This is a genomic window from Glutamicibacter sp. NPDC087831 (assembly GCF_044742845.1).
Classification (GTDB): domain Bacteria; phylum Actinomycetota; class Actinomycetes; order Actinomycetales; family Micrococcaceae; genus Glutamicibacter.
The window spans coordinates 556,472-574,771 of sequence record NZ_JBIUVH010000001.1 but is presented as its reverse complement, the minus strand read 5'-3'; the positions used below and the strand labels follow the sequence as shown (position 1 = coordinate 574,771).

The window sequence follows — 18,300 nt, the reverse complement described above, 5'->3', positions numbered from 1 at the left end:
CAATACAGTCTATCCAGCGATTCTGTGCGCCAGTTAGAACGCGATAACCAGGTAGCAAGTATCCAAGTCAGATTGTTACAGCAGGCAATCAGCGCAGATCAGCGCGATACGACACGCCCGGATTCTCCGCTTGTAACAGGTTGGAAACAATAGAGACACCATTCAGAAATGGATTATAGGTAAGCTTGATACGTAAGCAAGAGGACCAGCCGGATCATTCCGGCTACCGGTTCCGTTTACCAAACCTTATATCTCACCAGGGAGTCACCTGCACATGTTTACCAGTCCAGAAGAAGTCTTGGCATATATTGCCGAAGAGGACATCAAGTTCGTCGATATCCGTTTCACCGACCTACCAGGTGTACAGCAGCACTTCAACGTGCCTGCCAAGTCCGTGGATGCCGACTTCTTCGTCAACGGCCAGCTCTTCGATGGTTCTTCCATCCGCGGCTTCGCCGGCATCTCTGATTCCGACATGCAGCTGATCCCGGACGTCACCACCGGCTTCATCGATCCCTTCCGCCTGGAAAAGACCCTGGCCTTCAACTTCTCGATCATCAACCCACGCACCGGTGAGCCGTACCACCGCGACCCACGTGGCGTTGCGGAACGTGCCGAGGCATACCTGGAATCGACCGGTATCGCTGACACCGCGTTCTTCGCCCCAGAAGCAGAATTCTTCATCTTCGAAGACGTTCGCTACGAATCCAAGCCACAGGGCGCGTTCTACTCGATCGATTCCGACGAGGCACCTTGGAACACCGGCCGCAAGGAAGAAGGCGGCAACCAGGGTTACAAGACCCCGTACAAGGGCGGCTACTTCCCAGTTGCACCGACTGACAAGCAGGCTGACCTGCGCGACGCGATCTGCGTCGAGCTGGACAAGGCTGGCCTTGAGGTTGAACGCAGCCACCACGAGGTGGGCGCTGCCGGCCAGGCAGAAATCAACTACAAGTTCAACACCATGGTTCACTCCGCTGATGAACTGATGCTCTTCAAGTACATCGTGAAGAACGTCGCTGACGCGTGGGGCAAGTCCGCAACCTTCATGCCAAAGCCAGTCTTCGGCGACAACGGCTCGGGCATGCACGTGCACCAGTCGCTGTGGGCCAACGGCGAACCGCTGTTCTACGATGAAAAGGGCTACGCTGGCCTGTCCGATACCGCACGCTGGTACATCGGCGGCCTGCTGAAGCACGCAGACGCCGTGCTCGCGTTCACCAACCCAACCGTGAACTCCTACCGCCGCCTGGTCAAGGGCTACGAAGCTCCAGTGAACATGGTTTACTCGCAGGGCAACCGCTCTGCCGGTATCCGTATCCCGATCACCGGTTCGAACCCTAAGGCGAAGCGCATCGAGTTCCGCGCTCCGGATGCTTCCTCGAACCCATACCTGGCGTTCGCAGCCCAGCTGATGGCTGGCCTGGACGGCATCAAGAACCGCATTGAACCTGCAGAGCCAATCGACAAGGACCTCTACGAGCTTCCTGCCGAAGAGGCCAAGGAAATCCAGCGCGCACCTGAAAGCCTCGAAGAGGCGCTCAAGGCCCTGGAAGCTGATCACGAGTTCCTGCTCGAAGGCGGCGTCTTCACCGAGGACCTGATCCAGACTTGGGTCGAGTACAAGCGTGAAAACGAAATCAAGCCATTGAGCCTGCGCCCGAACCCATACGAGTTCGAGCTCTACTACGGTTGCTAATCAGCTGACGGGGCATCGCCCCGTGTAGTTTGCAGAGGAGTCTGCACAAAGCGCAAGAACTATGTTCTGGCACTTGTGCGGACTCCTCTGTTTAAGCATCAGTGTGGGCCCGCACATGGGCGGCCATCGCGCTCAGGGCAAGTGCCGCCCCGATAACAAGTACTAGTATTCCTGCTTGTCGCTCTTTGCTTCCCAAAGCTCAAATGCCCTGAGCGCACCGGAATCTTCAACCTTGGTAAACGGAATTTTCCGCTCGCTCATGGGAAGCTCAAGCTCCTTGTAAATGAAATCATCATCGAAGCCGATCTTCGCGGCTTCGTCGCGCGTATTCGCGTAGTAGACATGCTCGAAGCGGGACCAATAGATGGCACCCAGGCACATGGGACATGGCTCGCAGCTGGTGTAGAGCTCGCATTGCGACAGATCGAAGGTTCCCAGTGCTTGTCCCGCTGCGCGGATGGCATTGATTTCGGCGTGCGCCGTTGGATCCTGGCTACCCACCACCGAGTTGTAGCCAGCGGAAACGACTTTTCCGTCAAGGACTACCACCGCGCCAAATGGTCCGCTGTCATTGGATTCCAGGGCCAGCAAGGACTGATCAATGGCAGCCTGCAGCATCTTTGGGTCCAGCATTTTCGAAGCTCCCCTGCACTCATTATTCGCGTAGAGATTACAATCCCCACCCTAGTCCCCCGCATCCTGTTCCGGCGGGAAGCGCAGGAAATTGCCGGTTGCGGACTAAGGTTTCAGCGCACGAAGGTAACGCTGACGTGTCACCCACTGCGCCAGGAGCAGCGCCTTGAAGACTCGACGCCAAGCAGGCACATCAGAAGGTGCCGTGACCGACCTGATCAGCAGGAAAACTTGCTCGTCCGTGCGTTCAAGAATGAAAGCTTCCACACCCTGAACTGGATGCCCCGGCAGCGTCCGGTAGGAAAACCCTACCCAATCACTTTCCGCAACGACGTCAACGACCTCCACAGGTTCATGGATGCGCAATGGTCCGACACCGATGGTGATCAAGGGTTGCTGGCCCACGGCGACCGGCAACTGCGGCTGAAGCCTGAACCCGCTGCGTGTCTTGACTTCCCAACGGAGCAAGGCAGCGCACGCAACGTTCCACAGGGCTACTCCCCTACCTAGCAGCACGCGGCGTTGCCACGGCCTGGATGAAGCAGCCAGCGGGCTCCAGGTACGTTCCAGCAGCGTTTCAACGGCCACCGCGGTTCCTAGTTCTCAAAGCCGTAGAACAGCAGTTCAAAGATGCCACGCGCGTGCCGGGTTGCACGCAAGTAGTCCTCTTCGAGTTCCACGCCAAAGTGCGGCTCATAGCCGCACCACCGAGCCACGGCTTCCATATCGCGCGCCGAACTCGGCAAGACATCGCTGGAACGTCCGGACGTGATGATTTCAGCACTGCGAATCTGCGTAGCCAGCCGCCAAGCAATCGCCAGCAGTTCGCTATCGTCTTGCGCAATGAGCTCCAATTTCGCCAGCTCTTCCAACGCCCGGAGCGTCGAGGTGGTGCGCAGGGATTCGTGCTTCCAGGCGTATTGCAACTGGTAGAACTGCACCAGCCATTCAATGTCCGAGAGCGAGCCTCGTCCCAGTTTCAGGTGGCGGTTGGGGTCGGCACCTCGTGGGAGCCGTTCGGACTCAACGCGGGCCTTGATCTTGCGGATATCCCGGATCTCCGACTCGTCCAGTCCCTTGCCGTAGCGCACCGGCCTAATCAATTCCATGAAATCTTCAGCCAACTGGTCATCGCCGGCAAACGGGCGTGCACGCTGCAACGCCTGGCGTTCCCAGATTTCCACCCATCGCTGGTAATAGGTGGCGTAGGCGTCGAGAGAACGGACCAGCATTCCCTGGCGGCCCTCGGGGCGCAGATCCGAGTCCACTTTCAATTTCACTTCAGCTGGAATGGCTGGTTTCAACGGTTTGGCGGTCCACGACACCAGGTCGGTAACTACCCGAAGCGCTTGTTCTTGAGCAGCTTGGGCCGTGGCGCCAGGAACCGGGCGCTGCACGAACAGGACGTCCGCATCAGAGCCGTAGCCGATTTCCCGACCGCCTTGGCGGCCCATGGCAATGACCGAAACGACAGCATGTTCCCCGTGCTTGGCCTGGTCAGCAGCCAAGAGGACCGTCAGCACCCCGTCAACCATGGCGGCGTCGATGTTAGAGAGTGCTACGCCAACTTCGTCAACGGTCAGCAGGCCGGCGCCGTCGGCAAGCGCGACACGCAAGAACTCGCGGCGGCGCACCATGCGGATCATGCGGATGGCAGCTTCTGGCTGCTTCGTGCGATGGATGATCGAGGTGTTCTGCTGCAGCAGGTTCTCGAATGTCTGCGGCGTCAAGGACGCGTCGGAGCCCAGCCAAGCGGCCGCCGCCGGCTCATTGGCCAGCAGGTCGGTCAGGAAGCGCGTATTGGAGAGCAAGTGGCTCAGCCGTTCGGCGGCAGCGTTGGTATCGCGCAGCATGCCGAGGAACCAATGGGACTTGCCCAGCGCTTCGCTGAGCCGGCGGAAGCCCAGCAATCCAGCATCCGGGTCCACCCCGCGGGCAAACCAGTCCAGGAGTACCGGCAGCAATTGCCGTTGCAATGACGCACTGCGCGAGACCCCACCGGTCAGGGCTTCAATGTGCCGCATCGCCGCCTTCGGGTCGAGATAGCCCAGGGCGCGCAGGCGGGCTTGCGCCGATTCGGCGGTGAGCTTGACATCATCGGCCGAGAGGTTGGAACTACTGACCAGGAGCGGACGGTAGAAAATACGCTCGTGCAGCGAACGCACCATGCGCTTGGTTTCATTCCAGCGGCGCATCAGCTTCTCCGGGCTGCTGAGCTGCAGGTCTCCGGCACCACGGATCGATCGTGCAAGCACGCGCTGGGCGCTTTCTGCCAGGGGCATCAAGTGGGTACGGCGCAATTGGCTGAGCTGTATCCGGTGCTCCAGCAAGCGCAGGAAACGGTATGAGTCATCGAAATTCGTCGCATCATCACGGCCGATGTAGCCGATATCGCTCATCGCTTGGATGGCCAGGGTGGTGGTTGGCACCTGGATGGCGGGGTCGACTCGACCATGGACGAGTTGGAGCAGCTGGACGGTGAATTCGACATCGCGCAGTCCACCGGGGCCCAGCTTGATTTGCCACGCAACATCTTGCTTGTCGATGTTGTCGCTGACGCGTCGGCGCATGGCCTGGACGGATTCAACGAAGCCCTCACGCTCGGAACTGGACCAAACCATTGGCGAAACCATCCGCTCATAAGAGCGTCCCAGTTCCTTGTCGCCGGCAATCGCGCGGGCCTTGAGCAGGGCTTGGAATTCCCATGAATGGGCCCACCGGCGGTAATACGCTTCATGGGATGAGAGCGTACGGGTCAAGGCCCCGTCCTTGCCCTCGGGGCGAAGATTCGCATCCACTTCCCAGAGCATCGGCTCAGGGCCAGGGACCATCAGTGCACGTGCCGTGTTCCCGCAGATCACCGTCGCGATCGCGGCGGCCAGGTCGTCATCGATTCCCGGCATGGAATCGTGGACGTAAATGACATCGACGTCCGAAATATAGTTCAGTTCACGTGCACCGCACTTGCCCATGCCAATGATGGTGATCTTAACCCGATCAACGTCGCCAGCATCATATTGTTCGGCGGCTTCGGCCCGGGCAATGGCCAATGCCCCCTCCAACGCGGCACCAGCCATGTCGGCCAGTTCGGCGGCGACCAGGGGCAGAATGCGCTGCGGCTGGGTGGAACCCAAGTCCCGGTGGGCCAGCGAGAGCAAGGCCTTGCGGTAGGCGGTGCGCAAGCGCTGTCGCGCTTCAGCACCGGTATGGGAAGAGACCCAGTGCCCGCCGTCTGATTGCTTGGCCTCGATCGATGCCAGCAAGTCCTCGACCAGCTGTTCCGCGGGCACGGGGACGAATTCACCGGGTGGGGCGTGGCGGACGATCTCCAGCGCCTCGGGACAACGCATGAGGAACTCCCCGAGCGCAGAAGAGCTGCCCAGAAGCCTGACGAGCCCTTGGCAGCTATCGGGCTCCAGGAAGATATCGATGACTTCCGGGTGCCGATCTACCAACCGCAGGGCCAGCAGCAGTGCCTGGTCCGGATCTGGCGCATGCGCCATCTTGCTCACGATCAGGCTGGGATCAATCCGGGACAGTTCCTCGGCCTGAAGGAATTTCTTGGCCCTTTCGATGTCGCTGAAGCCAGCGTTGAGCAATGCTCGCGAGGGTACTTCCGGCATGGTGTCTCGTGTTCTCCCGCATTTCGCCGCGCAGCTTCACGCGGCGAAGTCTCTAGAGGATTCCCAAATACTTGTTCAGTTCGTAGGGGGTAATGACCTGACGGTACTCTTCCCATTCGGTGCGCTTGTTCGACAGGAACGAGTTGAATACCTGCTCGCCGAGGATCTCGGCCATCAGTTCCGACTCTTCCATGGCGCGCAATGCGTCGTGCAGGCTGCCAGGCAGCGGAACGTGGCCCGAGGCGCGGCGTTCTGCCGTGGACAGGCTCCAGACATCATCCTCGGTTGGCTCTTCCAGCTCGTAGCCTTCGCGGATGCCCTTCAGCCCAGCGCCCAGCAATACTGCGTAGGCCAGGTACGGATTGGCTGCCGAGTCGATACCGCGGTATTCCACGCGGGCGGACTGTCCCTTGCCTGGCTTGTACAGCGGCACGCGGACCAGTGCCGAGCGGTTGTTGTGCCCCCACGAACGGTGGCTCGGCGCCTCGCCTCCACCCCACAACCGCTTGTACGAGTTCACGTACTGGTTGGTGATGGCGGTCATTTCCGGCGCATGGTGCAAGATGCCGGCGATGAAGGACCGGGCCACATCGGAGAGCTGGTATTCGCGGCCAGCTTCGAAGAACGCGTTAGCGTCACCTTCGAACAAGGAGAAGTGGGTATGCATGCCGCTGCCCGGATGGTCGGCAAATGGCTTGGGCATGAAGGTTGCGTGGATGCCTTTCTGCATCGCCATCTCCTTGATGACGGTACGGAAGGTCATGATGTTATCGGCGGTCTGCAAGGCATCTGCGTAGCGCAGATCGATTTCGTTCTGGCCTGGACCTGTTTCGTGGTGGGAGAACTCCACCGAAATGCCCAGCGCTTCCAGCGTGGTCACGGAAGCACGGCGGAAGTCCTGCCCCACGCCATCTGGCACGTGGTCGAAGTAGCCACCGTTGTCGATCGGCTGGGGACGGCCATTGGCATCCAGTTGATCGTTCTCCAGCAAATAGAATTCGATCTCCGGGTGGGTGTAGCAAGTGAAACCCATATTCGATGCTTCGGCCAGCTGGCGCTTGAGCACCTGGCGCGGATCTGCATTGGACGGCTGGCCCTCAGGGGTCAGGATGTCGCAGAACATGCGGGAGGTCGGTTCGACTTCGCCGCGCCACGGCAGGATCTGGAAGGTGGCAGGATCTGGCTGAAGCAACATGTCAGACTCGGAGATCCGGGACAGTCCATCAATGGAGGAACCATCGAATCCCAGACCTTCTTCGAAAGCATCTTCAACTTCAGCAGGAGCCAACGCCACCGACTTGAGCGAACCAACGACGTCAGTAAACCACATTCGCACAAATCGAACGTCGCGTTCTTCAATGGTGCGCAGTACAAATTCCTGCTGACGATCCATTTTCCACCACCTTTGGGATTCTGATATCCGGCGCTGATCACAACCGGTAAGAAAATTGACCTGTGGCAACACTATATCGGTTCAGAACCGTCCCAACGATCAGCATCGCCCTGTCCAAGTGCGATAAAGTCGATTCATGCCACAACCATACCTAGGGAACCCTGAAAAAGTCCCGTCCCGTATCCGACTTCATCATTTGCAGCAGGCCAAGGACAATGGCGAAAAATTCGCGATGTTAACTGCTTATGACGTAATGATGGCAGAGATTTTCGATTCGGCCGGGATCGAGATGCTGCTGGTTGGCGACTCCGCTGCCAATACCGTACTCGGCTACGAGTCCACGCTGCCGATTACCCTCGACGAAATGATCATGTTCACCAAAGCTGTCGCCAACGGGGCCAAACGCGCCATGGTCGTTGCCGACCTCCCGTTTGGCAGCTACGAGCAGTCCCCTGCCCAGGCCGTTGCCACTGCGGTGCGCCTGATGAAGGAGGGCCATGCCCACGCGGTCAAGATGGAGGGCACCGCGCAATACGCCGAGCATGTCCGCGCCATGGTCCTTGCCGGAGTTCCCGTTATCGGGCACATCGGATTCACTCCGCAGTCCGAGCATGCATTGGGCGGGTACCGTGTGCAGGGCCGTGGCGACGCAGTAGAGCAGATGAAGCACGACGCTGTGCAATTGCAGGATGCAGGCGCCTTCTGCATCCTGATGGAAATGGTGCCAAGCCCGGTCGCTGCCAAAATCGATGCCGCGCTGAAGGTGCCGACCATCGGCATCGGCGCTGGCAATTCCACCACCGGACAGGTCCTGGTTTGGCAGGACATGCTGGGTCTTGGCGGGGCCCGCACCCCGCGCTTCGTGAAGAAGTACGCTGATCTGCGTGAGGTTGTCGGCAACGCGGTGCGCGAGTACCACCAGGACGTGGTTTCCGGCACCTTCCCCTCGGCAGAGTACGAGTTCAAGGAATAGAAGCCGGCTCACGCCATATCGCAAAGCGGTGCGCTGCCTCGATGTCATCCATCGTGGCAGCGCACCGCTTTGCCATTCGCCGCACCGGCCTGGCTCGGTGCCCTTGACTTCTACTCGTCGTCTTCCTCTGCGTCGTCCCACGCCTCATTGCGTGCCTGGACCTTCGCCATTGCCGCTTCGGCTTCAGCAACCGTGTCATATGGGCCAAGCAACTGCGACCAATCAGACTGCGGGCCATTCTCCACGGTCTTGGTCGAGACGTTGTACCAGTACTGCCCCTCGCCCGGGGTGCCAACTGAGCTCATGGAAAACTCCTCTATTCTCGATTCTTGCTGCTTCTTCCACGGTATCCCAACCGGCGGAAAATAGGTGCAACACCACCTGTTCTATCGGCTATCTCCTAGCGAAGCGGCAGATACGTGAAGCTAGAATAAAAGCATGGCTATTGCTTCAACTGCACCCCTTGGAAATCTCACCGCCGGCACGGTCTCCCCGGAACTTCCGGTACCGAAACACATTGAACGCCCCGAATACGTTGGCAAGAAGGAACCTGCCAGCAACACGGCTTCGGAAATCAAAAGCCCAGAAGTCATCGAACGCATTCGCATAGCTTCAAGGATTGCCGCTCAGGCACTGCAGGAAGTTGGCAAGGCTTGCCAGCCGGGAGCCACCACCGACCAGCTCGATCGGCTTGGCCACGAATTCCTCATGGATCACAACGCCTACCCGTCAACCTTGGGCTACCGCGGATTCCCCAAGTCGCTGTGCTCCTCGTTGAACGAGGTCATCTGCCACGGCATCCCGGACACCACCGTGTTGCAAGATGGCGACATCATCAATATCGATATCACCGCCTTCATCGGTGGCGTTCACGGAGATAACAACGCCACCTTCCTGGTCGGTGACGTGGATGAAGAATCGAGCCTGCTGGTCGAGCGCACCGAAAACTCGCTGAAGCGCGCCATCAAGGCCGTGATGCCAGGGCGTGAGATCAATGTGATCGGCCGAAGCATTGAAACCTACGCCAAGCGGTTCGGCTACGGCGTGGTCCGCGACTTCACCGGCCACGGCGTCGGCGAGGCCTTCCATTCCGGCTTGATCATCCCGCACTACGATGCGGCGCCGGCCTACAACACTCCCATCGAGCCGGGCATGGTTTTCACCATCGAGCCGATGCTCACCTTGGGCACCGTCGAATGGGACATGTGGGAAGACGACTGGACCGTGACCACCAAGGACAAGAAGCGCACCGCGCAGTTCGAGCACACCCTGCTGGTCACCGATGATGGCGCGGAAATTCTCACCCTGCCATAGCCGCTGCGACGCCTACGCCAAACGCCAGTGCCCTCGACCTCGAAAGGTCTGGGGCACTGGCGTTTGCTCTATGCGAAAACTGCTAGTCAGCCGAGAGCGGACGCTGGTTTCCCTGCGGAACCTTGCCACGGCGATCGCGCAGCCGGGCAATGGCGGTCTCGAAATCAGTCAGCGACTGGAAGTTGTGGTAGACACTGGCAAAGCGCAGGTAAGCGACCTCGTCGAGGCGCGACAATGGCTCCAAGATGGCCAAGCCCACCTGGTGGGCCGGGATTTCAGCAGCCCCGGAGGTCCGGACCGCCTCTTCGACTTCCTGGGCCAGGACGGCAAGATCGTGATCGGTGACCGGGCGGCCCTGGCAGGCCTTGCGGACACCATTAATGACCTTGTTGCGCGAGAACGGTTCTACGGCACCGGACTGCTTGAGCACGTTGAGGCTGGCAGTCTCGGTGGTGGTGAAACGGCGCGAACAAGCCGTGCACTGGCGTCGGCGGCGGATCGAGACGCCGTCGTCGGCAACTCGACTATCGACCACTCGGGAATCCGCATTGCGGCAATACGGGCAGTTCACGGCACCTCCATCTGTAGCCTAAGAAGCATTCTCGGTTCACCCATGGTGGCAAGAATCAACTCATGTCACCTAACAGTTTAGCGTCTATTGCGCGTTTCGCACCGCGACCGCGTCACCATGGGCTGGCAGGTCCTCGGCATTGGCAAGATTAATCACGTGAGCGGCCACTTCGCCCAGCGCTGCCTTGTCGTAGTTGATCACCTGGATGGCTTTCAAGAAGGTGTTCACGTTCAGCCCCGACGCGTGCAGCGCGGTGCCACTGGTCGGCAGCACGTGGTTGGATCCTGCGCAGTAGTCGCCCAGCGAAACCGGGGCATAGGCGCCGACAAACACTGCGCCAGCGGCGGTGATGCGGGCCGCGGTGGATTCCGCCTCGGCCACCATGATTTCCAGGTGCTCGGCGGCGTAGGCGTTGCACACCTCGATCCCCTGCTCCAGGTCCTTGACCAAGATGACGGCCGATTGGGATCCTGACAGTGCCTCTGTCACACGGGCGGAGTGCTTGGTGGCGGCAACCTGCACCATGAGTTCCTTGCGCACGCCAGCAGCTAGTTCAGGTGAATCGGTAATCAGCACGGCCGCGGCGTTGGCATCGTGTTCTGCCTGCGAAATCATATCGGCAGCGACGAAGCCCGGGTTAGCTCCCTTGTCGGCAAGAATCGCGATTTCCGTAGGACCAGCTTCAGCGTCAATGCCTACCACGCCCTTGACCAAGCGCTTGGCGGTTGCCACGAACACGTTGCCTGGACCGGAGATCACGTCAACCGGTTCGATCCCGCCACGCTCATCGTTCGGCATGTCCACCCCGTAGGCGAACGCGGCAACAGCCTGGGCACCGCCCATGGCGTGCACCTCGTCGATGCCCAGCAGCTTGGCGGCAGCCAAGATGGTGGGGTGCGGCAGTCCGGCGAATTCCTTCTGCGGCGGGCTGGCCAGGGCTAGCGAGCTGACGCCGGCTGCCTGGGCAGGTACGGCGTTCATGATGACCGAGGACGGGTAGACGGCCAGGCCACCTGGCACGTACAGGCCGACGCGGCGCACCGGGACCCAGCGCTGGGTGACAGTTGCCCCGGTAGCGTAGCGGACTTCGGCGTCGTCCGGGCGCTGGGCCTTGGCGAATACGCGGGCGCGGTCAATGGATTCTTCCAACGCCAGGCGGACCTGCGGGTCCAGTTCTTCCAGGGCGCGGTCCAGCTCGTGCTGCGGCACACGGGTATGCTCCAGCTCAACGTGGTCAAAGCGCTGGGCCAGGTCCTTGAGTGTTTCCATGCCATGGGCGCGGACATCATCGATGATCTGCTGCACGGTTTCGGCTGCGGTCTGGGAGTTCATCTCCGGGCGCGGCAGCTTGGCTTTCAGCTGTGCGTAGCCCAGGGATTCGTTGCGCCAATCAAGGGTGGCGAGTGCTGAGAATTCGGTTTCTGGAATAGTGCTCACCTACCTAGTTTAACGCCGATGACCGGGGAAGGTTCATTAGTTACCTTCCCCGGTCATCCAAGCCGTGATCCGTTTCCCTATACGTCCAGGCAGTGAGGGCCCAGCAGCACCTTCAAATCGCCGAACAGGGCAGGATTGGGGTTCACCCTGAAGTTCATGCCCAGGCGCAGCAGCGAGGTGCCGCGGCTGCCGGTGAGCTTCACCCGCACCTCGGTGTTGCCGCTGTGGGTGCGCAGCACATCGCCCAGCTTCTGCACCAGGGTCTCGGTGGCCTTGTGTGTCGGAATGCCGATGACTACCGGTCCCCCGTTGGCATCCTCGGAAATTTCCGGGATCATCATTTCCTGCGCGTTCAGGGTGATGGAGCCGTCATCGCGGCGCTGCACGCGCCCCTTGATGACCACGATCAGGTCATCGGCCAGGATCTCGGCGATCGGCTGGTAGGCCTGACCGAAGAACATGACCTCCATCGAACCGGAGAGGTCTTCGATCTCGCAGCGCGCATACGGGTTGCCGCTCTTCTTGGCGATGCGCCGCTGCAGACCGGAAATCATGCCGGCGATGGAAATGATGTGGCCATCCTGCGGGCCGTCATCCGAGAGCACGTGCGTGACCGGCATGTCAGCGTACTGGTCCAGGGCCGAGCCCAGTCCCTGCAGCGGGTGGTCGGAAACGTACAGGCCGAGCATGTCGCGCTCGTAGGCCAGTTTTTCCTTCTTGTCCCAATCGGGCATGTCGGGGATCGCCACGTGCATCGACTCCGAGGACTCATCCGCGCCCAGGGCGCTGAACAGGTCGAACTGGTTGGCCGCCTCGTTGCGCTTGACCTGGATCACCGAATCCACGGCTTCTTCGTGGATGGCCACCAGCGCCCGGCGTGGATGCTTCATGGAGTCGAAGGCACCGGCCTTGATCAGCGATTCAATGGTTCGCTTGTTGCAGACCACGGCCGGGACCTTGCCCAGGAAATCGTTGAAGTCGTTGTAGTTGCCCTTCTCCGTGCGGGCCTCGACCATGCCGGCCACCGCATTGGTGCCGACGTTGCGGATGGCGCCCATGCCGAAGCGGATATCCTTGCCAACTGGGGTGAAGTTCAACGCCGATTCGTTGACATCCGGCGGCAGTACGGTGATGCCGATGTGGCGGCATTCGTTCAGGTACAGTGCCAGCTTGTCCTTGTCATCGCCCACCGAGGTCAGCAGCGCGGCCATGTATTCGGCCGGGTAGTGCGCCTTGAGGTAGGCGGTCCAGTAGGAGACCACGCCGTACGCGGCCGAGTGGGCCTTGTTGAACGCGTAGTCGGAGAATGGCAGCAAGATGTCCCACAGGGTCTGCACGGCGGCGTCCGAGTAGCCGTTGTCGTTCATGCCCTGCTTGAAGCCGGCGAACTGCTTATCCAGTTCCGACTTCTTCTTCTTGCCCATGGCACGGCGCAAGATATCGGCCTGGCCCAGCGAGTAGCCGGCCAGCTTCTGCGCAATAGCCATAACCTGCTCCTGATACACGATCAGGCCGTAGGTGCCGCCGAGGATCTCTGCCAGCGGTTCAGCGAGCTCCGGGTGGATTGGGGTGACTTCCTGCAACCCGGTCTTGCGCAGGGCGTAGTTGGTGTGGGAGTTGGCGCCCATCGGGCCCGGACGGTACAGCGCGATCACTGCGGAGATGTCTTCGAAGTTATCGGGGCGCATCATCTTCAGCAGCGAGCGCATGGGACCGCCATCGAGCTGGAACACGCCCAGGGTGTCGCCGCGGGCCAGCAGGTTGTAGGCCTCGGGGTCCTCGATACTCAGGGTCTCGAGGTCGATTTTGGTGCCGGTGTTGTACTCGATGTTCTCCAGGGCATCGGAAATGATCGTGAGGTTGCGCAACCCCAGGAAGTCCATCTTGATCAGCCCCAGGCCTTCACAGGTCGGGTAGTCGAACTGGGTAATGACCTGTCCATCCTGGATGCGCCGCATGATGGGGATGACGTCGATGATCGGGTCCGAGCTCATGATCACGCCGGCGGCGTGCACGCCCCACTGGCGCTTCAGGCCTTCCAGGCCCTTGGCCGTCTCGAAGACGCGGGCCGCCTCCGGGTCATTGGCCACCAGGTTGCGGAAGTCCCCCGCCTCCGAATAGCGCTTGGATTGCGGGTTCTCGATGTCGTTCAGCGGGATGTCCTTGGCCATCACCGCCGGCGGCAGCGCCTTGGTCAGGGTCTCGCCCATGCTGAACGGGTAGCCGAGCACGCGCGATGAGTCCTTCAGCGCCTGCTTGGTCTTGATTGAACCGTAGGTCACGATCATCGATACGCGCTCATCACCGTACTTCTCGGTCACGTACTTGATGACCTCGGAACGGCGGCGATCATCGAAGTCGACATCGAAGTCGGGCATGGAAACACGTTCCGGGTTCAGGAAACGCTCGAAGATCAGGCCGTGCACCAGCGGATCGAGGTCCGTGATCCGCATGGCGTAGGCGACCATGGAGCCTGCACCCGAACCACGCCCCGGGCCAACACGGATGCCGTGGTCCTTGGACCAGTTGATGAAGTCGGCCACCACCAGGAAGTATCCCGGGAAGCCCATCTTGATGATGACGTCCAGCTCGTAGTCTGCCTGCTTGCGCGAAGCTTCTGGGATGCCGTTCGGGTAGCGGTAGTGCAGTCCCTTGTCGACTTCCTTGATCAGCCAGCTGGTTTCGTCCTCCCCCGGCGGGCAAGGGAATTTCGGCATGTAGTTGGCGTTCGTGTCGAAGGAGACCTCGACCCGGTCGGCGATCGCCAGGGTGTTGTCGCAGGCTTCAGGAAATTCCTTGAACAAATCGCGCATTTCGCGCGCCGATTTCAGGTAGTAGCCGGTGCCGGAAAAAGCGAAGCGGCTGCCGCCCTGGTCATAGGTGGGCTCGTCGAGCGTGGAGCCGGAGTTGATGGCCAGCAGCGCCTCGTGGGCCTTGGCATCGGATTCATGGGTGTAGTGCAGGTCGTTGGTAGCCACCAGCGGAATGCCCAGTTCCTTGGCCAGGCGCAGCAGGTCCTTGGTGATGCGGCGTTCGATCTCCAGACCGTGGTCCATGATCTCGCAGAAGTAGTTTTCCTTGCCGAATAAATCCTGCAGTTCAGCCGCGGCCGCCTTCGCCGCATCGTACTGGCCCAGGCGAAGCTTGGTCTGGACTTCACCCGAAGGGCAGCCGGTCGTGGCAATGAGGCCTTCGTGGTGCTCGTTGAGCAGCTCGCGGTCCCAGCGCGGGTATTTGCCGAACACGGAGTCCAGCGAGGCGCGGGACGAACCCTTGAAAAGGTTGTCCATGCCCTTGTTGTTGTACGAGAGCAGGGTCATGTGGTTGTACAGGCCGCCACCGGAAACGTCATCGCCCTTTTGCGATTCGTCGGTACGCCATTTCACGCGGGTCTTGTCGTCGCGCGCGGTGCCCGGGGTGACATAGGCTTCTACGCCGATGATCGGCTTAACGCCAGCTCCGGTGGCTTGGCGCCAGAAATCGAAGGCACCGAACAGGTAGCCATGGTCGGTAATCGCCATGGCTTCCATGCCCTGCCGGTTAGCTTCGGCGAAGAGTTCGCCTAGGCGCGCCGCACCGTCCAGCATGGAGTATTCGGTGTGGGTATGAAGATGGACAAATCCGTCACGTGTAGCACTCACCCAACCAGTCTAGCGATCAAACCCGGACTTGGGCCCACCCCGGCGCGGTGCTGTGGCTAGCACGACACAAGGTGCTGCCGGCCAGTGGCCAACAGCACCTTGGAACTCAGTATCCGCCTTCGCGCAGCAGCTCGACGGCGCCTGCCAGATCCGCAGGATATTCGCTTTCGTATTCCATCCACTGGCCGGAGACCGGATGGGAGAATCCAAGACGTTTTGCATGCAGCCACTGCCGGGTCAGGCCCAGAGCGGCACCCAGCTTGGGATCCGCTCCGTAGGTCTGGTCTCCGGCACAAGGGTGCCCGAAGGCTGAGAAGTGGACGCGGATCTGGTGGGTGCGCCCGGTTTCCAGTTGCACCTCGACCAGCGAGGCGCGGCCGAAGGCCTCGATCACCTTGTAGTGGGTGACCGAGTCCCGCCCGCCATCCAGGACAGCGAACTTCCAGTCGTGGCCCGGGTGGCGCCCGATCGGCGCGTCGATGGTGCCTTCCAGCGGGTCAGGCAGGCCCTGCACCACCGCATGGTAGATCTTCTTGGGGGTGCGTTCCTTGAAGGCGCGCTTCAGTTCGGTGTAGGCGCGTTCGGTTTTCGCCACGACCATCAGGCCGCTGGTGCCCACGTCCAAGCGGTGCACTATGCCTTGGCGTTCGGCGGCACCGGAAGTGGTGATGTTGTAGCCCTCGGCCATGAGTGCGCCGACAACTGTCGGGCCCACCCACCCCGGGGATGGATGGGCTGCGACACCCACGGGCTTGTCGATGACCACATAGTCATCGTCGTCCGCGATAATCTTCAGCTCTTCCACTTTCTCAACCTTAATTTCTAATGGGTCTGCCTGCGGCGGGATGGTGACTACCAGCTGGTCCCCCGCCTTGATCTTCAGAGATTTGGCAATGGTTCGTCCGTTGACCTGGATCTGCGAATCCTTGCAAAGGCTCGAAGCCAAGGTGCGCGGGATCTGCAGGGACCGGGAGATATAGGCGTCAAGGCGTGCGCCGGCATCGGCTGGGTCAACCAGCAGTTCGTGAATGGTGGTTTCGTTCGAGATCATGCGTTTGGTTCTGCTTCGTCCTTGTTGGACTTGTCTTTCTTTGGAGGATCGCCAATGCTGCCATCGAGGTTGCGCCCGCGGATGAGCATGTACGCCACCGCGATCATGGAACAGACGATGAACGAGTCGGCGACGTTGAAGATAGCGAAGTGGGTGACGGAAAACATGTCTACCACATGGCCGAATCCGAAGCCCGGTTCACGGAACAGCCGGTCCACGACATTGCCCAGGACACCGCCGAGCAGGCAGCCCAGGGCTATGGCCCAGCTTCTGGACAGCACCTTGCGGAAAAACAGGTAAATGACGTAGACCGCGACTGCCGATTGCAGGATCGCGAAGACTATGGTGAAGTCTTCGCCGATGGAGAAGGCGGCACCAGGGTTCAGGATGTAGTGGATGTTGAAGAATCCGGGAATCACTTCAATCGATTGGCCAAGCCGCATGTTCTGTTCAACGGCAATTTTGACGGTTTGGTCCAGTACCAGCGCGATCAGAGCGATCACGAGGCCAAGGCCAACGTATTTCTTCGCCTTCGCGCCCGCGTTTCCGGATTGAACTGCGTCCACAGTGGTACCCATTATTTCCTCTTAAACGTCAACGGTGGTGATCGGAATGTATCCGTTCACCACCGTTGATCTTACTTGATAGCTAGATCAAGTTATGAACTGTCAGCGACTAGCTGGTCTTGCCTGCCGCACCAGCATCGATCGAACCCTGGGACTCAAGGTCACGCAGCTGTCCTTCGATGTAGGTCTTCAGGCGAGCACGGTAATCGCGTTCGAAGCCACGCAACTGCTCGAGCTTGCGCTCCAGAACCGACTTCTGCTGCTCCAAGGCCGACAAGGTCTTGCGGCTCTTCTCTTCAGCGGTGGTGACCAAGGTGTTAGCTTCGGTCTTCGCTTCGGAGATGATCTTGTCGCGCTGCTCGACACCGGCAGCGACGTACTCGTCGTGCAGACGCTGAGCCATGGACAGCACGTTGGCTGCCGACTCTGCGGATTCGGAGCGAGGAGTTGCAGCTGGCGCTGCTGCTGCGGCCGGAGCTGCAGGTGCCTTCTCAGCGGCAGCTGGCTTAGCTTCTGCCTTCTTTTCCTCAGCTGGCTTGGCAGCTGGGGTTTCTGCCTTCGCTGGCTCTGCAGGCTTAGCTTCTGCCTTCTTCTCTTCAGCTGGCTTAGCAGCTGGAGCAGCAGGAGTAACTGGAGCGGCCGAAACAGGTGCAGGAACAGCCTGCTCCTTCGATACCGAACCCGCATCTTCGCCAAGTTCGGCAAGGCGGCTGCGCAGAGCCTCGTTCTCACCGGTTAGGCGACGCAGCTCCACAACGATTTCGTCGAGGAAGTCATCTACCTCGTCTTGGTCGTAGCCTTCACGGAACTTGGTCGGCTGAAACCGCTTATTGACTACGTCTTCTGGCGTCAGAGCCATTGGGTCACCTCAATACTGGGATCATTTCCGCACGACCATTGTCTTGCCTTGCGAAACACTTACCGTTTTTGTCAGTGTCGCGACCGGTGAAGTCGGAGCACCATTTCCTAAAGGATATAACGATTTGGACAATTATTACGAAATCGAGCTTACGCGCGAGTCTCTTATTCTTTGAATCTACAGCTTTTGACTGCTCAGGACAATCCCCGTGAAGCACGGAAATGCCCTAATCAGATCCCTGTCCTGAGACCCAGGTTGGCTACCACCGCTTTAAGAATGATTACGACGATGAACAACACAAGAAAGGACAGGTCAAGACGGATTCCGCCGAGATCCAGGGGTTTGATCTTCCGGCGCAACCAGCGCAGCGGAGGATCGGTAATCGACACGATTGCACTTGCGACAATCAATGCGATGCCTTTGGGTCGCCAGTGGCGAGCAAAGCTTTCCGTTACATCCAACACAATTCTCATTAAGAGCAGAATCTGGAGGATGGCTAAGGCGAGATAGATGATCCCGAACACCATTTTGTGCTTGTGC

15 protein-coding genes are annotated in these 18,300 nt (G+C 60.0%); 3 read left to right on the top strand and 12 right to left on the bottom strand.

Annotated elements, in window-relative coordinates:
• The first annotated feature begins 274 nt into the window (after nucleotides 1–274).
• Entirely contained in the window at nucleotides 275–1,699 is a 1,425-nt protein-coding gene (gene glnA, locus ACIOJF_RS02775; RefSeq protein WP_105656780.1) for a type I glutamate--ammonia ligase, read from the top strand.
• Nucleotides 1,700–1,861: 162 nt separating this feature from the next.
• Here the strand turns inward: glnA (ACIOJF_RS02775) and ACIOJF_RS02770 are convergent, their stop codons facing one another.
• The 4 genes from ACIOJF_RS02770 to glnA (ACIOJF_RS02755) all read right to left on the bottom strand — a co-directional run bounded on the left by ACIOJF_RS02770 (nucleotide 1,862) and on the right by glnA (ACIOJF_RS02755) (nucleotide 7,348).
• On the bottom strand, nucleotides 1,862–2,332 hold the full coding sequence (locus ACIOJF_RS02770) for a nucleoside deaminase (protein WP_105656781.1): 471 nt from the start codon (nucleotides 2,330–2,332) through the stop codon (nucleotides 1,862–1,864).
• Between the two features lie 105 nt (nucleotides 2,333–2,437).
• Nucleotides 2,438–2,920, bottom strand: coding sequence for a DUF1990 family protein (locus ACIOJF_RS02765; protein WP_388022446.1), 483 nt, complete (start codon nucleotides 2,918–2,920; stop codon nucleotides 2,438–2,440).
• Between the two features lie 8 nt (nucleotides 2,921–2,928).
• A complete protein-coding gene (locus ACIOJF_RS02760; protein WP_402741160.1) occupies nucleotides 2,929–5,955 on the bottom strand; it encodes a bifunctional [glutamine synthetase] adenylyltransferase/[glutamine synthetase]-adenylyl-L-tyrosine phosphorylase in 3,027 nt (1,008 codons plus the stop codon).
• A gap of 52 nt (nucleotides 5,956–6,007) precedes the next feature.
• Nucleotides 6,008–7,348 carry a type I glutamate--ammonia ligase gene (glnA, locus tag ACIOJF_RS02755; protein WP_105656784.1) on the bottom strand — a complete coding sequence of 447 codons (1,341 nt, stop codon included), beginning with the start codon at nucleotides 7,346–7,348 and terminating at the stop codon, nucleotides 6,008–6,010.
• A 136-nt stretch (nucleotides 7,349–7,484) separates the two neighbouring features.
• On the opposite strand from glnA (ACIOJF_RS02755), the gene panB reads away from it, so the two are divergent.
• On the top strand, nucleotides 7,485–8,321 hold the full coding sequence (gene panB / locus ACIOJF_RS02750; RefSeq protein ID WP_402741159.1) for a 3-methyl-2-oxobutanoate hydroxymethyltransferase: 837 nt from the start codon (nucleotides 7,485–7,487) through the stop codon (nucleotides 8,319–8,321).
• 110 nt (nucleotides 8,322–8,431) lie between these two features.
• Here the strand turns inward: panB and ACIOJF_RS02745 are convergent, their stop codons facing one another.
• Nucleotides 8,432–8,626: a hypothetical protein gene (locus ACIOJF_RS02745; RefSeq protein WP_105656786.1), complete on the bottom strand. Its 195-nt coding sequence runs from the start codon at nucleotides 8,624–8,626 to the stop codon at nucleotides 8,432–8,434.
• A gap of 133 nt (nucleotides 8,627–8,759) precedes the next feature.
• Here ACIOJF_RS02745 and map point away from each other — a divergent pair, with 133 nt between their 5' ends.
• Entirely contained in the window at nucleotides 8,760–9,635 is an 876-nt protein-coding gene (gene map / locus ACIOJF_RS02740) for a type I methionyl aminopeptidase (RefSeq protein WP_402741158.1), read from the top strand.
• An 82-nt stretch (nucleotides 9,636–9,717) separates the two neighbouring features.
• Here the strand turns inward: map and nrdR are convergent, their stop codons facing one another.
• The 7 genes from nrdR to ACIOJF_RS02705 all read right to left on the bottom strand — a co-directional run bounded on the left by nrdR (nucleotide 9,718) and on the right by ACIOJF_RS02705 (nucleotide 18,287).
• On the bottom strand, nucleotides 9,718–10,206 hold the full coding sequence (gene nrdR, locus ACIOJF_RS02735) for a transcriptional regulator NrdR (protein WP_105656788.1): 489 nt from the start codon (nucleotides 10,204–10,206) through the stop codon (nucleotides 9,718–9,720).
• 84 nt (nucleotides 10,207–10,290) lie between these two features.
• On the bottom strand, nucleotides 10,291–11,643 hold the full coding sequence (gene hisD, locus ACIOJF_RS02730; protein WP_105656789.1) for a histidinol dehydrogenase: 1,353 nt from the start codon (nucleotides 11,641–11,643) through the stop codon (nucleotides 10,291–10,293).
• 77 nt (nucleotides 11,644–11,720) lie between these two features.
• On the bottom strand, nucleotides 11,721–15,284 hold the full coding sequence (dnaE, locus tag ACIOJF_RS02725) for a DNA polymerase III subunit alpha (protein ID WP_105656790.1): 3,564 nt from the start codon (nucleotides 15,282–15,284) through the stop codon (nucleotides 11,721–11,723).
• A 106-nt stretch (nucleotides 15,285–15,390) separates the two neighbouring features.
• Complete coding sequence (locus ACIOJF_RS02720) at nucleotides 15,391–16,335, bottom strand: RluA family pseudouridine synthase (protein ID WP_105656791.1); 945 nt, start codon at nucleotides 16,333–16,335, stop codon at nucleotides 15,391–15,393.
• Nucleotides 16,332–16,913 (bottom strand): signal peptidase II, encoded by a 582-nt coding sequence (gene lspA, locus ACIOJF_RS02715; protein WP_332485981.1) that lies wholly within the window; start codon nucleotides 16,911–16,913, stop codon nucleotides 16,332–16,334. The genes ACIOJF_RS02720 and lspA overlap by 4 nt, the downstream gene beginning before the upstream one ends.
• 97 nt (nucleotides 16,914–17,010) lie before the next feature.
• Nucleotides 17,011–17,760 (bottom strand): DivIVA domain-containing protein, encoded by a 750-nt coding sequence (locus ACIOJF_RS02710; RefSeq protein WP_105656793.1) that lies wholly within the window; start codon nucleotides 17,758–17,760, stop codon nucleotides 17,011–17,013.
• A gap of 230 nt (nucleotides 17,761–17,990) precedes the next feature.
• On the bottom strand, nucleotides 17,991–18,287 hold the full coding sequence (locus ACIOJF_RS02705) for a YggT family protein (RefSeq protein WP_105656794.1): 297 nt from the start codon (nucleotides 18,285–18,287) through the stop codon (nucleotides 17,991–17,993).
• Between the last annotated feature and the right edge of the window lie 13 nt (nucleotides 18,288–18,300).

Excerpts from the sequence above, each read along its gene's own strand:
- glnA (WP_105656784.1), bottom strand. The coding sequence starts at position 7,348 with ATGGATCGTCAGCAGGAATTTGTACTGCGCACCATTGAAGAACGCGAC.
- lspA (WP_332485981.1), bottom strand. The coding sequence starts at position 16,913 with ATGGGTACCACTGTGGACGCAGTTCAATCCGGAAACGCGGGCGCGAAG.
- ACIOJF_RS02745 (WP_105656786.1), bottom strand. The coding sequence starts at position 8,626 with ATGAGCTCAGTTGGCACCCCGGGCGAGGGGCAGTACTGGTACAACGTC.
- ACIOJF_RS02705 (WP_105656794.1), bottom strand. The coding sequence starts at position 18,287 with ATGGTGTTCGGGATCATCTATCTCGCCTTAGCCATCCTCCAGATTCTG.
- map (WP_402741158.1), top strand. The coding sequence starts at position 8,760 with ATGGCTATTGCTTCAACTGCACCCCTTGGAAATCTCACCGCCGGCACG.
- panB (WP_402741159.1), top strand. The coding sequence starts at position 7,485 with ATGCCACAACCATACCTAGGGAACCCTGAAAAAGTCCCGTCCCGTATC.
- glnA (WP_105656780.1), top strand. The coding sequence starts at position 275 with ATGTTTACCAGTCCAGAAGAAGTCTTGGCATATATTGCCGAAGAGGAC.
- ACIOJF_RS02760 (WP_402741160.1), bottom strand. The coding sequence starts at position 5,955 with ATGCCGGAAGTACCCTCGCGAGCATTGCTCAACGCTGGCTTCAGCGAC.
- ACIOJF_RS02720 (WP_105656791.1), bottom strand. The coding sequence starts at position 16,335 with ATGATCTCGAACGAAACCACCATTCACGAACTGCTGGTTGACCCAGCC.
- ACIOJF_RS02710 (WP_105656793.1), bottom strand. The coding sequence starts at position 17,760 with ATGGCTCTGACGCCAGAAGACGTAGTCAATAAGCGGTTTCAGCCGACC.
- ACIOJF_RS02770 (WP_105656781.1), bottom strand. The coding sequence starts at position 2,332 with ATGCTGGACCCAAAGATGCTGCAGGCTGCCATTGATCAGTCCTTGCTG.